General features: G+C 55.9%; 13 protein-coding genes. 4 read left to right on the top strand and 9 right to left on the bottom strand.

The genetic code is table 11. The features are described from left to right. Positions 1–126: 126 nt before the first annotated feature. Positions 127–2,718 carry an ATP-dependent chaperone ClpB gene (gene clpB, locus E0L13_RS04015; protein ID WP_168060471.1) on the top strand — a complete coding sequence of 864 codons (2,592 nt, stop codon included), beginning with the start codon at positions 127–129 and terminating at the stop codon, positions 2,716–2,718. A gap of 123 nt (positions 2,719–2,841) precedes the next feature. After that, positions 2,842–3,417 carry a PepSY domain-containing protein gene (locus tag E0L13_RS04010; RefSeq protein ID WP_168060469.1) on the top strand — a complete coding sequence of 192 codons (576 nt, stop codon included), beginning with the start codon at positions 2,842–2,844 and terminating at the stop codon, positions 3,415–3,417. 65 nt (positions 3,418–3,482) lie between these two features. On the opposite strand, the gene nadC is transcribed toward E0L13_RS04010, so the two are convergent. From nadC to nadA, 3 genes are read right to left on the bottom strand one after another with little or no spacing between them, the layout of a single operon-like run. After that, positions 3,483–4,343, bottom strand: coding sequence for a carboxylating nicotinate-nucleotide diphosphorylase (gene nadC / locus E0L13_RS04005; RefSeq protein WP_233127939.1), 861 nt, complete (start codon positions 4,341–4,343; stop codon positions 3,483–3,485). Next, positions 4,340–5,650, bottom strand: a complete 1,311-nt coding sequence (locus tag E0L13_RS04000; protein WP_168060467.1) for an L-aspartate oxidase — start codon at positions 5,648–5,650, stop codon at positions 4,340–4,342. Before E0L13_RS04000 ends, nadC begins: the two co-directional genes overlap by 4 nt. Before the next feature lie 26 nt (positions 5,651–5,676). Then, complete coding sequence (nadA, locus tag E0L13_RS03995) at positions 5,677–6,585, bottom strand: quinolinate synthase NadA (RefSeq protein ID WP_095629934.1); 909 nt, start codon at positions 6,583–6,585, stop codon at positions 5,677–5,679. Positions 6,586–6,894: 309 nt separating this feature from the next. On the opposite strand from nadA, the gene E0L13_RS03990 reads away from it, so the two are divergent. Beyond that, positions 6,895–7,401 (top strand): S-adenosylmethionine decarboxylase, encoded by a 507-nt coding sequence (locus tag E0L13_RS03990; RefSeq protein WP_087476930.1) that lies wholly within the window; start codon positions 6,895–6,897, stop codon positions 7,399–7,401. Between the two features lie 29 nt (positions 7,402–7,430). Further along, complete coding sequence (locus tag E0L13_RS03985; protein ID WP_095629935.1) at positions 7,431–8,039, top strand: HD domain-containing phosphohydrolase; 609 nt, start codon at positions 7,431–7,433, stop codon at positions 8,037–8,039. Here E0L13_RS03985 and E0L13_RS03980 read toward each other — a convergent pair. The 6 genes from E0L13_RS03980 to E0L13_RS03955 form a co-directional block, all read right to left on the bottom strand. After that, positions 8,034–8,675 (bottom strand): ComF family protein, encoded by a 642-nt coding sequence (locus tag E0L13_RS03980; protein ID WP_168060465.1) that lies wholly within the window; start codon positions 8,673–8,675, stop codon positions 8,034–8,036. The genes E0L13_RS03985 and E0L13_RS03980 overlap by 6 nt on opposite strands. Beyond that, entirely contained in the window at positions 8,669–10,831 is a 2,163-nt protein-coding gene (locus E0L13_RS03975) for an ATP-dependent RecD-like DNA helicase (protein ID WP_168060463.1), read from the bottom strand. The genes E0L13_RS03980 and E0L13_RS03975 overlap by 7 nt, the downstream gene beginning before the upstream one ends. A gap of 2 nt (positions 10,832–10,833) precedes the next feature. Continuing rightward, positions 10,834–11,103, bottom strand: coding sequence for a chorismate mutase (locus tag E0L13_RS03970; RefSeq protein ID WP_087476926.1), 270 nt, complete (start codon positions 11,101–11,103; stop codon positions 10,834–10,836). 145 nt (positions 11,104–11,248) lie between these two features. Further along, positions 11,249–12,157, bottom strand: a complete 909-nt coding sequence (locus tag E0L13_RS03965) for a thiamine pyrophosphate-dependent enzyme (protein ID WP_168060461.1) — start codon at positions 12,155–12,157, stop codon at positions 11,249–11,251. 12 nt (positions 12,158–12,169) lie between these two features. Next, entirely contained in the window at positions 12,170–13,351 is a 1,182-nt protein-coding gene (gene porA, locus E0L13_RS03960; RefSeq protein ID WP_168060459.1) for a phenylglyoxylate dehydrogenase, read from the bottom strand. 3 nt (positions 13,352–13,354) lie between these two features. After that, positions 13,355–13,621, bottom strand: a complete 267-nt coding sequence (locus E0L13_RS03955) for a 4Fe-4S dicluster domain-containing protein (protein ID WP_168060457.1) — start codon at positions 13,619–13,621, stop codon at positions 13,355–13,357. Positions 13,622–13,627: the final 6 nt, after the last annotated feature.

The raw sequence follows: 13,627 nt of genomic DNA, 5'->3' as shown, positions 1-13,627 counted from the left end.
TCTTCGTTTTTATCTTTTGTTCTATTGACTTTTTGACTTTTATGGGTATAATGATACTTGAGCATATACAAATACTCGCACACCATATTACGTTATGAATCGCCTGTAATATAAGGAGGTCTTATTATGGGAAACGAAAAATACACGCAGAAAGTAATCGACGCGTTTCAGTCAGCCCAGCAAATCGCCGCGCTGCACTATAATCAGGAAATTTCTTCCGTCCACATGCTCATGGGGCTCGTAAAGGAACCGGAAGGTCTTCTCTCCACGATTTTCTCCGAATGCCATACGGATTTGCCCATGCTGCAGGCCCGTTTGGAACAAATGCTGAAAAAGATTCCCTCCGTCAAAGGACAAAGCCAAATGTCCATGTCGACGGAAATGGTCCGGGTCATCGGCAAGGCTCAGCAACTGGCCGAATCCATGCACGACGACTATATCAGCACGGAACATCTCCTCATGGGCATCGTCGAAGAAAGCAGCGACGATATGCAGTCCTTGTGCCGCGAATTCGGCCTGACGAAAAACAACATTATGACCGCCGTGAAGGCCAACCGCAAGAGCAACGTCAATACGGACAACCCGGAAGGCAACTATAAGGCCCTGGAAAAATACGGCCGCGACTTGACGGCGGCCGCACGTCAGAACAAGCTGGACCCGGTCATCGGCCGTGACGACGAAATCCGCCGCACTGTCGAAATCTTGTCGCGCCGCCGCAAAAACAACCCGGTTCTCATCGGTGAACCGGGCGTCGGCAAAACGGCTATCGTCGAAGGGCTGGCCCGCCGCATCGCCAGCGGTGACGTGCCGGAATCGCTGAAAAACAAGACTCTCTACTCCCTCGACATGGGTTCTCTGATCGCCGGAGCCAAATACCGCGGCGAATTCGAAGAACGGCTTAAATCGGTTTTAAACGAAATCGCCAAATCGGACGGCCAGATTCTCCTGTTCATCGATGAAATCCATACGGTCGTAGGGGCCGGCGCATCCGAAGGCTCCATGGATGCCGGCAACATCTTGAAACCGATGTTAGCCCGCGGCGACCTGCGCTGCATCGGCGCGACAACGCTGAACGAATACCAGAAGTATATCGAAAAGGACGCCGCCTTGGAACGGCGTTTCCAGCCCGTCATGGTCGACCAGCCGAACGTGGAAGACACGATTACCATCCTCCGCGGCCTGAAAGAACGGTATGAAATCCATCACGGCGTCCGCATCCGCGACAAGGCCCTCGTAGCCGCCGCCGTACTGTCGGACCGCTACATTTCCGACCGCTTCCTCCCCGATAAGGCCATCGACTTAGTCGACGAAGCCGCCGCCAAGCTGCGCACGGAAATCGAATCGATGCCGACGCCTATCGACGAATTGCGCCATAAGATCATGCAGCTGGAAATTGAAGAACAATCGCTCACGAAAGAAACGGACGAAGCTTCAAAAGAACGGCTGGCCAAAATCGTCGAAACAAAAGACGAGCTGAAAGAAAAAGAAAGCCAGCTCAAAGCCCAGTGGGATGAAGAAAAGCAGTCTATCCTCCGCACGCAGGCCATCAAAAAGGAAATCGATTCCGTCAGAGGCCAGATGGAACAGGCAGAACACAACTACGATTACGCCAAGGCGTCGGAATTAAAATACGGCAAGCTGCCTGAACTGGAACAAAAGCTGAAGGACCAGGAAGCCTATTTGGCAGAACATCAGGATTCGCAACTCTTAAAAGAAGAAGTTGGCGAAGAAGACATTGCCCAGGTCGTCAGCCGCTGGACAGGCATCCCCGTCACCAAGATGCTCACCGGCGAACGGGAAAAACTGCTCCACCTCGACGAAACCCTTCATAAACGAGTCGTCGGACAGGACGCGGCCGTCCAGGTCGTCAGCGATGCCATCATGCGGGCCCGCGCCGGCATCAAGGACCCGAACCGCCCCATCGGCTCGTTCATCTTCCTCGGCCCGACAGGCGTCGGCAAGACCGAACTTGCAAAAACCCTGGCCGAAGCCCTCTTTGACGACGAACGGAACATCATCCGCATCGATATGTCCGAATACATGGAAAAACACACTGTGTCCCGCCTCATCGGGGCGCCTCCGGGATACGTCGGATACGATGAAGGCGGCCAGCTGACCGAAGCCGTTCGCCGCCGTCCCTACAGCGTCATCCTCCTCGACGAAATCGAAAAGGCCCATCCGGACATCTTCAACGTCCTCCTGCAGATTCTCGACGACGGCCGGCTGACTGACGGCAAGGGCCGGGTCGTCAACTTCAAGAACACCATCATCATCATGACCAGCAACTTAGGCTCTCATGAAATCCTCGAATCGCAGAATTTCGAAGAAGCCGACAACAAGGTCCGCGACTTGCTGAAACAGTATTTCCGCCCGGAATTTCTCAACCGTGTCGACGACATCGTCGTCTTCAAGGCCCTGCAGAAAGAACAGGTCAAAGATATCGCCTCCATCCTTCTGGAACGTTTGGGCGAACGGCTGGAAAAGCAGGTTAAGATTCACCTTACGTGGAGCGACGAAGCGCTGCAGGCCCTGGGCGATCAGGGATTCAACCCGCAGTTCGGCGCCCGTCCGCTCCGCCGCCTCATTACCCATACGGTAGAAACGGCGCTGAGCCACGACATCATCGCCGGTACGGTACGCGAAGGCGATACCGTCGCCATCGGCTTCGACGGCAGTGAATTTACCTTCACGCCTATGCGCCGCCACGAAGACAACTAACTAAGACTAGGACAAGAAAGGCCACAGCATCCTAACTGATGCTGTGGCCTTTTGCTGTATACGCATTGTCTTTTTTCCCTATGGGGCTATAATAAAAGTATATGTTGACGAGGAGGAATGATTATGAATCGAAGCACTATTGCCTGCTGTCTCCTGGCCTTGGCCGCCCTGCTCTCCCTGAGCGGCTGCGGCCAGACGGCGGAATCTGCAGCGGCAAAGCCGGCAGCGCAGCCAGCTCCCGCATCGCAGCAGCGCGCCGCCGACATCAGCGCTGATGACGCCCTGTCCATCGCCTTGGACCATGCCGGCGTTTCTTCTAATCAGGCGTACAACGTAAAAATAGACCGCGACAGGGACGCCTCCATTCCCGTATACGACGTGGAATTTGAAACGGATTACGGCGACTACGATTTTGAAATCGACATGCGCAGCGGAAACATCGTCGGCTCCGATTACGAAGTCAAGGACGAATGGACCCGCCGTCAGGACAGGCATCCCGTTTCCATGGACGAAGCGAAGGCCATCGTCTTATCCAAGGTGCCCGGCGCTTCGCCGCAGGACGTGCAGATTTGGCGCGAGTCCGACGACGGTGCGCCGCGCTATGAAGGACGGCTTTTCACCGGCACGATGTATTACGAGTTTGAAATCGACCCGGACACGGGCATTATACTGGACTGGAATGCCGACAAGAGAAAATAGGCCGGCACATAAAAACAGCGTCTCCGCTCCTTTCGCCGAGACGCTGTTTTACTATGCAGATGAAATTACAGGCGATGAAGATGCTTTAAGGACAAATCCAAAATCGGCGCAGAATGGGTCAAGGCTCCGCTGGAAATATAATCTACTCCTACATCCTTCAGCTTGCTGATGTTTTCTTCTGTTACGTTGCCCGAGCATTCCGTTTCCGCCCGGCCGTCGATGATAGCCACAGCTTCCTTCATCATATCGTGCGTCATGTTGTCGAACATGATAATATCGGCGCCGGCTTCGACGGCTTCGCGCACCATGTCGAGGGTTTCCGTTTCCACTTCTATCTTGCGGACGAAGGGTGCGTAGGCCTTGGCCATGGCGACGGCTTTCGCCACCGAACCGGCCGCGCCGATGTGATTGTCCTTCAGCAAAATGCCGTCGGACAAATTGTAGCGGTGGTTGCAGCCGCCGCCGACGGTAACGGCGTATTTTTCCAAAAGCCGCATATTCGGCGTCGTCTTGCGCGTGTCGAGGAGCTTAATACCGCTTCCTTCCAGCAGCTTGACGACCCGGTTTGTGTACGTAGCCACGCCGCTCAGGCGCTGCAGGTAGTTGAGCGCCACCCGTTCGCCCGACAGCAGCGCCCGGATATCGCCGCGGATGACGGCCAGCTTCTGCCCCTTGGACACCCTATCGCCGTCTTTGACATAAAAGGTAAAGTCCGTCTCTTCATCCAGCAGCGTAAACACTCTGGCAAAGACCGGCAAGCCAGCGATGACGCCGTCGGCCTTGCTGAGCAGCTCTACTTCGCCCAGGCAGGCTTCGGGCATGACGGCGTTCGTCGACACGTCCTCACTGCTGATATCTTCCTGCAGGGCCATCATCAATATCGGATCTACATGCAGCTTCATCGTAATCGAATTCAGTTCGTTCATTGTGCGCTCCGCTCCCGTTCCATTTCTTGTAATACTTCGGCCTTATACTGCGCCGCCAGCGTACGTTCTTCCTTTTTCAGCGCCTGAACAGCCCGTTCGCCGAGCCATTCAAATTCTCCCTCTGGACGCGCCGCCGGACGCCGTATCTGCTGGCTAACCTGCCCGGCCGCCCGTTCAGCAAAGACCAGGCTTTCCAGCAGCGAATTGCTAGCCAGGCGGTTTTTACCGTGCACGCCGTTGCAGCTCGTTTCGCCGACGGCGTATAATCCATCCATCGTCGTTTTGCTGAAAGAGTCGACGTGGATGCCGCCCATGAAGTAATGCTGGGCCGGCACGACGGGAATCCAGTCCTTCGTTACGTCGAAGCCCTCTTCCAGGCATTTCTGATAGATATTGGGGAAATGACGGAAAATCGTGTCTTTTCCGAGGACCGTCATGTCCAGCCATACGTAGGGCATGCCATCTTTAGCCATTTGCTTGCGGATTTCCGCCGTCATCACGTCGCGGGGCAGCACCTCGCTGGCAAACCGCCGGCCGTCCTTGCCGTACAGCCTGGCCCCCTCGCCGCGGACAGATTCGGAAATCAAAAAGCTTCGGCCGGGATGAGTCGTATACAGCGACGTCGGGTGAATCTGCACGTAGTCGATATGCTCCAGAGCGATGCCGTGCCGGCGGGCAATGGCAATGGCATCGCCCGTCAGGTGGGGAAAATTCGTGGACCGTTCGTACAATCCGCCTACGCCGCCGCTGGCTAATATCGTCTGGGCAGCTTCAATAGCCCTGTATCCGCCTGCTTCATCCCGGGCGATAATGCCGAGACACCGGTTATCCTTGGCTACCAAATCGATCATCGTCGTATATTCCAGAATCGTCACATTCGGCAGGCCGCGCACGGCGGCCAGCAGCTTGCTGGTAATTTCTTTCCCCGTCACGTCTTCATGGTAAAGAATCCGCGCTTTGGAATGACATCCTTCCCGCGTGTAATCCAGCTGCCCGTCCTTCATGGCGAAATCCACGCCCCAGCGGATAAGCTGGTCGATGACGCTGCGCGAGGAACGAATCATGATGTCGACAGACTCGCGCCGGTTTTCATAATGGCCGGCTTTCAGCGTATCTTCCATGAAGCTGTCATAATCGTCTTCGTCGCGCAGCACGCAGATGCCGCCCTGAGCCAAATAGGAATCGCTGTTTTCTGTCTGGTCTTTCGTAATCATCAGCACCTGCTTGTCCGTCGGCAGGTGGAGCGCCGCAAAGAGCCCGCTGGCGCCGGTCCCTACGATCAGCACGTCCGTATTTATTATCTTCATACCTATTCCCTCTTTATCAAATCGCCTTATTCAGCTAATTCCAGCATACGGTCCAGCGAACGAAGCGCTTTTTCCCGCACTTCGTCGGACACGGTAATTTCTCCCGTCCCGTCGCGCAGGCACTGCAGTACCTTTTCCAGCGTCACTTTCTTCATATCTTCGCAGACCCGGCCTTCCATGACGGAATAAAACGTCTTTTCCGGATACCGCTTCGTCAATTCGTACATAACGCCGTCCTCGGTCCCGATAATGAATTCGTCGGCTCCGGCTTTTCCGGCATACTCGATAATGCCGGCCGTACTGCCGATGTAATCAGCTAAGGCCAAAACTTCTTCCGGGCATTCGGGATGAACCAAAAACAGGGCCTTGGGATGCTGTTCCTTGCAGGCCCGTACGACGTCCGGGCGGACGCCGTTGTGCCGGGGACAGTAGCCGTCATTGCACAGGATATGCTTTTCCGGAACCTGCGTGCTCACGTAATGCCCCAGGTTTTTATCGGGAATAAAGAATATATTGCGCTGCGGCAGCTTTTTGACGATGTGCACCGCATTGGACGACGTAACGCACACGTCGCTGTGCGTCTTAATCTCCGCCGTGGAGTTCACGTAGCATACGACAGCCAGGTCGTCGTACTGCCGGCGCATGTCTTCTACGGCCTTCGCCGTGACCATGTGCGCCATAGGGCAATCGGCCGTGCTGTCCGGCATGAGGACCCGTTTCTGCGGATTGAGGATTTTTGCGCTTTCTCCCATGAAACGTACGCCGGCGAACACGATCGTCTGGGCGTCAGTCTCTTTTGCCTTCTTGCTCAAGTAAAAAGAATCGCCGACGTAATCGGCGACGCGCTGTACGTCGTCGGGCACGTAGTAGTGAGCCAATATGACGGCGCGTCGCTCCTCTTTCAGCCGGGCAATTTCCTTTTCAATCAATTCCATTGCAATCCCCTTTCTCTTCATCGTTTACCTGCTATTATAGCATCAAGCATTTACAGCTGACAAGACAATGAATGATATTTCTTTTGCCGTAAAACAGAAGGCATATTCAGCATAGTTTTATGACATTTTGATATGTTAACCATGAGCATCTCTTGCCCGATAGCTTCGGAGGTCGCATTTTTACGTATATTTTACGATAATAGAAAATACTTATAGTATCTCCGTCCTTATTTCCATTTGGAAAACTGCGTTTACAAGGCGGAAAAAACAGTATATAATGAGCTGTACTAAACTAACGGGTGGAAATTCATGGCTAATACATTAGGAAAACATTTACTGATAGACTTTTACAACTGCAAGGCAGAACTGACGACGAACGACGAACTGCAGAATCTGGTAAAAAAGGCCTTCGAGCCTGTCGGCGCGCCCATCGAGGGCATCACGCTGTACCATGACGACGCGGAGGAGCTCGTCTGTATCGGCGTGTCGAAAAACGCCCATCTCTGCATCCACATTTATCCCCAGCTGGCTTACGTCGCCGTCGACATTTACAGCTTCAACAACGACCTCAACGCCAGCCACGTCATGAGCACGCTGAAGGTCATCTTAGGCTCCGACCGCATCAAAGCTACGAGCATCCGCCGCGGCGACTTCGGCTCGCTCCGCGACATGCGGCCTGCCCGCAAATCGAAGATTACGACGGTCCGCCGCATGAAGAACACGGGCTCCCGCATCAAAAAAACGAGCGCCAGGATGTTTAATATCCTGCGCCATCCGCAAAAAATGCGCCGTTCCCGGCGCATAAAAAAGAAGTAATATAGTATTGAAGAAAGGTTTTGTCCGTCATGTACATGGTATCGCTGAAACAGGCCGCCGGCATCGGGATGGAGGAAATGAATTCCCTCGACACGATTACGGCGGAGCTGCTCAAATTCATACAACTGAAGAACCAACGGCTGTATATGCACTCCCTCCAGGTTGCCAACTACAGCGTCAGCATCGCCGCCAAGCTGGCTCTTCCCAAAAGTGAAATTGAGCAGATCAAGCACGCAGCCCTTCTGCACGACGTCGGCCTTCTCTTCGTTTCCAATACGCTGCTGGCAAAAATCCCCTATCTCAACCGCCGGGAAAATGCCCAGTACAAGCGCCACGCCGCGGCAGGCGGCAACATGCTGGAAAACATTCCCTGCTGCCAGGATATCGTGCCGTATATCCGCTATCACCACGAACGGTGGGACGGCTCGGGATTTCCCAAGCACCTGCGCGGGGCCAATATTCCCTTCGGCGCCCGCATCATCGCCGTCGCAGACTACTACGACCGCATCATCAACCCGTCGACAGAGCTCTGGGCCAAGACGAAGCAGCAGGCCGTCCGCGAAATGTTCAGCGCTTCAGGCATCCTCTTCGACCCGGAAGTCGTCAAGGCATTTATCGAAACGTTAGGTCAATTATAAGGCGCCGCTGGCAACGACGAATCCCGTCACGCTGGCAGCGCCTTTTTTGTGCAGCGCGTAAGCGCAGGCTTCCATCGTCGTTCCCGTCGTATAAATGTCGTCGACCAACAGAATATGCTTTCCCCGTACCTCAAACGAGCCTTTGACTTCAAAGGCTCGTTTTACGTTGTCAGCGCGGTCCGCCTTGTCCAGATGCCACTGGGCCTGAGTCGAACGGACGCGCTGCAGGCCGTCTTTCCATGGCCAGCGCCGTTCCGCCCAGGAGCGGAACAATACTTCCGACTGGTTGAATCCCCGCTTGCACTCTTTTTCCGGAGCCAGGGGCACCGGCACGACGCAGTCGATATGCCCCAGCCGCTCCGGCCAGGGAAATTGCGTCAGCAGTGCCTCCGCAGCCCGCTCGTAGCGCACGGCTCCGTCATATTTAAGCCGCTGCAGCATCGTCCGGACAGGCCCGCGGTAATCGCACAGGCAGTAACAGGCTGTCAGGCGGCTTTCCCGTTTCCGCGCGAGCCGGCGCGGACGCCAGACTGCCCCAAAACAGGAAGAACACCACTGGCCATGACGGCTTACGGCAGCGCCGCAGCCAGGACAGCGCGGCGGATACAACAGGTTCAGCAGCCATTCCTTCAGCATATTTCTTCCTCCCTCAGCCGCTGAGCCAGCAAGGTAAAGCGCCGGCTCGTCCGCACGTTTTGAACGGCCGTGCGCAGGGCCGCTTTCGTACCGACGAGGATAACCTTGCCCTTGGCCCTCGTAACCGCTGTATACAGCAGGTTCCGCTGCAGCATGATGCCATGGCTGTTGACGAGCGTCATGATAACCGTATGGTACTCGCTCCCCTGGCTCTTATGAACCGTTATAGCATAGGCCAGGGTAATTTCATCGATTTCCTGCCCTTCGTACTTGATGTCCTGCTCCGGATAGCGCACGTACACGATGTCGTCCTGCACGGCAAAAATCTCACCGATGTCGCCGTTAAATACGCCCTTGTCATAGTTGTTCTGCTTCTGCATGACCTTATCGCCTGTACGGAAGGTCATCTTTCCCGCCTTATGCTCGCCTTTTCCTTTTTGGGGTCCGTTGACGGCGGACTGTATGACGGCGTTTAAGTTGTCGACGCCGCAGGGATTTTTATACATAGGCGACAGCACCTGCACGGCGAACTTGTCGCCGGCCTCCGCCGTTTCTGCCGCGTACAGCCGGCAGATCACGTCCGCGCCCTGTTCTTCCCGTTCAATTTCCACGAATCGGAATTCCTCGTCTTCATTGACTACGGGCAGGCGGCCGCCGTTGATGAGATGGGCGTTCGTCACGATGCGTCCCCCTTCTTTCTGGCGGAAAATCGTCTGCAGCCGCACGACGGGGAGTATTTCGGACTGAATAATATCGTGAAGGACGGCGCCGGCTCCGACCGACGGCAGCTGATCTGCGTCGCCGACGAGGATGCACCGGCAGCGCGGGCTCAGTGCCTGCAGCAAGTGATACAGCATTTCCATATCCAGCATGGAAACTTCGTCGACGATGACCAAATCGGCGGGCAGCTGCTTCGTTTCGTTGTATTCGAAAACCTGCCGGCCGCCGGCAAAGCCTTCCGGCACGAGAAGGCGGTGAATCGTCTTAGCCTTGCGCTCCGTCGTTTCGGCCAGGCGCTTCGCCGCCCGCCCCGTAGGCGCGCACAAGACGATGCGCAGCCCTTCCTGCTCGGCCAGGCGGATGATTGCCTGCACGACCGTCGTCTTGCCGGTCCCCGGGCCGCCGGTAATGACCAGCATTCCCGACTGCAGGGATTGGGATACGGCTTCGCGCTGCCCCTCGGCCAGCTGGAACTGGCACGACTCCTGCCAGCGGTCTAAAAACAATTCCACATGCCGCCGCGGCTTAGGCGGCGTATACGCGGCCATTTCCCGTATCCGCTCGGCAACGCCCCGTTCTTCTTCATAGGCCTGCAGCGTATACACATAGGTCTCGCCGCCGTAGTCATCGGCACAAAGCTGCCCCATGGCGAGCGCTTCAGTCAGCACATCCCGCAGCATCAGCTGTTCCGCCCGCAAGATGAGGGACGCCCGGTAGACGAGCTCCCTATCAGGAATACATACGTGGCCGTTCTGTGTCATGTCTTGAAGGACATACGTCAAGCCCGCCGCCAGCCGCTCCGGCGACTGCGGGTCCATGCCGTACGCCAAGGCAATCTGGTCGGCCGTTTTAAAGCCGATGCCGTCTATTTCGGCAATCATGCGGTACGGCTCCTCTGTCAGAACATACAGGGCTTCTTCGCCGTATTTCTGCACGAGCCGCGCCGCATAGCGCCCCGACACGCCGTGGGTCTCCAAATCCAAGGCCAGGTCGTTGACCTGCTTTTCTTCATAAAACGATTCAGTAATGACGGCCAGCTTTTTCGCGCCGATGCCTTCGATTTCCAGCAGGCGTTTTGGTTCCTTTTCCAGGACGGCCATCGTCTGGCTGCCGAAGGCCGATACGATACGGCGAGCCAGAGACGGCCCGATGCCCTTGACGGCGCCCGACGCCAAAAACCGCTCGATGCCGTCGGCCGTATCGGGAATGAGGCGCTTCCACGCCGACGCCGCCATTTGGCGGCCATACTTTTTATGCTGGGTCCACCGGCCCATGATTTCTATGCGGTCTCCAACCAGCGGCTTCGGGCCGTTTCCCGTAACCGTCAGCAGGGACTCGTCGTCTTCGCGCCGAATGCGGAAAACTATATAATCCGAATCGGGGGCCTCAAACAAAACGCGTTCTACCGCCCCCTGCACCGTTTCCATATCTGTCATATTTATAACTTCATATACTCCCGTTCATAGTTTTTGCTTTCATCCATAATGCATTGATAAATCTTCTGCAAGTACGGAGCCAACTCCTTATACTGCGCCATGGCGGCAATCTTGTCGAGGACCTGCCGCTCCCGCCGCGGGTCGAATATTTCCATGTGATTTTCCTTTTTATATGCGGCTACCTTCGCCACTACCTGCATGCGCTGCTCCAGCAAATTCGTCAGCTCTTTGTCCAGCCTGTCGATTTCCTTCCGGCATTCTTCCAAATTCATAAGTGTCTCCTTCTACGCAAATAAGATGGTACATATGTACTTATTATACGATATATGTCATACCCTGGCTAGGCGGAAATAGACAGCAAAAAACCTGAAGCAGCGCAGCGCTGCCTCAGGCAGATAAAATACGTATGACGCGTCGCTATTCATTTCCAGCCAACGTCAGCAGCAGCTGAAACCGCTGGTCCGTCCGCCGCTGAATCGCCGCGATCGCTTCGTCACTGAGGGCTTTGAACTTGCCGATGGCTTTGACGAAGTCGGCTACGGGCAGGGGATTGGCCGGCTTGACGTTTACGGTCAGCTTGCCTTCGGCCATTTCCCACAGAGGAAACAGATTGGACTCTACAGCCCGGCGAGCCATCGTAATACTCATGTGGCTACCATAGCCCCAGCCCGTCGGGCAGGGCGAGAAAACATGCAGGTACGCGAAGCCCTTCTTGCTGGCCGCCAACCCCTTCTGGATTTTTTCCACCATGTCCTTCATATGGGACGGCGAGGCCGTAGCACAGTATTCGATCTGATGCATAGCCATGATGAGGGGCACATACTTCTGCTGCTGTTCCTTGCCGCTGATTTTGCTGCCCAGAGGCGTCGTCGACGTGCGGGACCCCAGCGTCGTCGTCGAGCTGCGCTGATACCCCGTGTTCATATAGCCTTCGTTGTCGTAGCAGATATACAGCATCTTTTCGCCGCGCTCTGCCGCGGCCGACAAGCTCTGAAAGCCGCAGTCAGCTGTCGCGCCGTCTCCTGCGACGGCGACGATGTTGACATCACTCCGTCCCTTCCGTTCGTACATGCGCGACAAGCCGCTTAAAAAGGCCGCCGTGTTGTCCAGAAGGGTAATGTGAACCGGCGTTTTCTGCCCGTTGGCATAGTTCCAGCCGACGACGCCGGCGCCGGCCAAGCATCCCGGCGGAATCGCCACAATAGTATTCTTTCCGGCGACCTGCATGACCCGCCGCAGGATCAATTCGCCGCCGCAGCCCTGACAGGCCGACATGCCCGGCGTAATCTGATCGGGCGCGTCCTTCAGCAATGATACATAGTTCATACGATTCCCTCCTCAATCCTTCAGCAGCCACTTGACGGGCCGTTCGCCTTTTTCATCTTTATGGGTTTCTAATTCATCTATAAGTCCTGAAATTTCCGTCAATGAAATATCGGCGCCGCCTAAGCCGCCGATAGCCGAAAAATGACAGTACGACGCCCCCTGGTCGGCAAGGGCCGCCTTGACTTCCACATGCATCGGCCCCTGGCTCCAGCCGAAGGATACGCTTCGGTCGAGGACACAGAAGGCCTTCTTGCCCAGAAGAGCCTTGGCAATGCGGTTTCCCGGGAAGGGCCGCGTGAAGCGCAGGCGGATGAGGCCGGCTTTGACGCCCTTTTCACGGGCTATGTCAACGGCGTCCTTCGCTGTGCCGCTCATGCCGGCAATGGTAATCAAAACGACGTCGGCGTCGTCGAGGCGGTATTCTTCAATCGCGCCGCCGTAAGACCGGCCGAAGGCGGCGGCGAATTTCGCGTCTACCTCTTCCAGTACGGCTAGGGCCCGTTCCATTGCATCCAAATGGCTCTTTCTGTATTTCATCAGCAGCGGGCCCGCCGTCAGCGGGTCCAGAGCCAGAGGCTTATCGGGATTTAAAATAGGATTCCAATCTGCGCTGTAATGAGGCAGGAATGCATCGACGTCTTCCTGATCAGGCAATTCCGCACCCTCCGTCAGATGGGAGCTGTAAAAGCCGTCGTAGCACACGTTGATAGGCAATAAGACCCGCGGATCTTCGGCCAGCATGTAGCCCTGAATGATCATGTCGATGATTTCCTGATTGCTCTCGCAGAATACCTGCATCCAGCCGGCTTCACGGACGGACATGGCGTCCTGCTGGCCGCTCCACACCGTTTCAGGCGACGTCATTTCCCGCGTTGCCAAGGCCATGACCATGGGCAGGCGCAGCGTAGCCTGCCGCATATAGGGCTCGAACATCAGGGCCAGCCCTTGGGCGCTCGTCGCCGTAAAGACCCGTCCTCCGCCGGCAGACGCACCCTGGACGGCGCTCATGGCCGAATGCTCGCTCTCTACCTGAATCATTTCCGAGTCCAGCCGGCCGTCGTATATCATATCAGCTAAATGTTCTACGACCTTGGACTGCGGCGTAATCGGGTACGCCGCTATTAAATCGGGACGGCACAAAGCCGCCGCTTCCGCCGCCGCGTCGTTTCCCGTCAATACTACTTTTCTGCTCATCGTCTAAATTCCTCCTTCCGGCGCCATATCAATCGCTTTGCGCGGGCATTCCTGAGCGCAGATGCCGCAGCCCTTGCAGTAATCGTAGGTAATTTCGTACGTATTATCTTCACGGCCGACGATGGCGTTCACCGGACAGTACGTCAGGCACATGCCGCATTCTACGCATTTTTCCTTGTCCATAACCGGGCGGAATACGCGCCACGACGCCGTATCCAAAATATACATCCCCGTATCGCCGACCGGCGTAATATGAAGACGTTCGCTCATACTCTC

The sequence above is a fragment of the Megasphaera sp. SW808 genome, assembly GCF_012027795.1.
GTDB classification, from domain to species: Bacteria; Bacillota; Negativicutes; order Veillonellales; family Megasphaeraceae; genus Megasphaera; species Megasphaera stantonii.
Note: the sequence above shows the minus strand (reverse complement) of the source record. Positions and strands in the feature narration are given on the sequence as shown.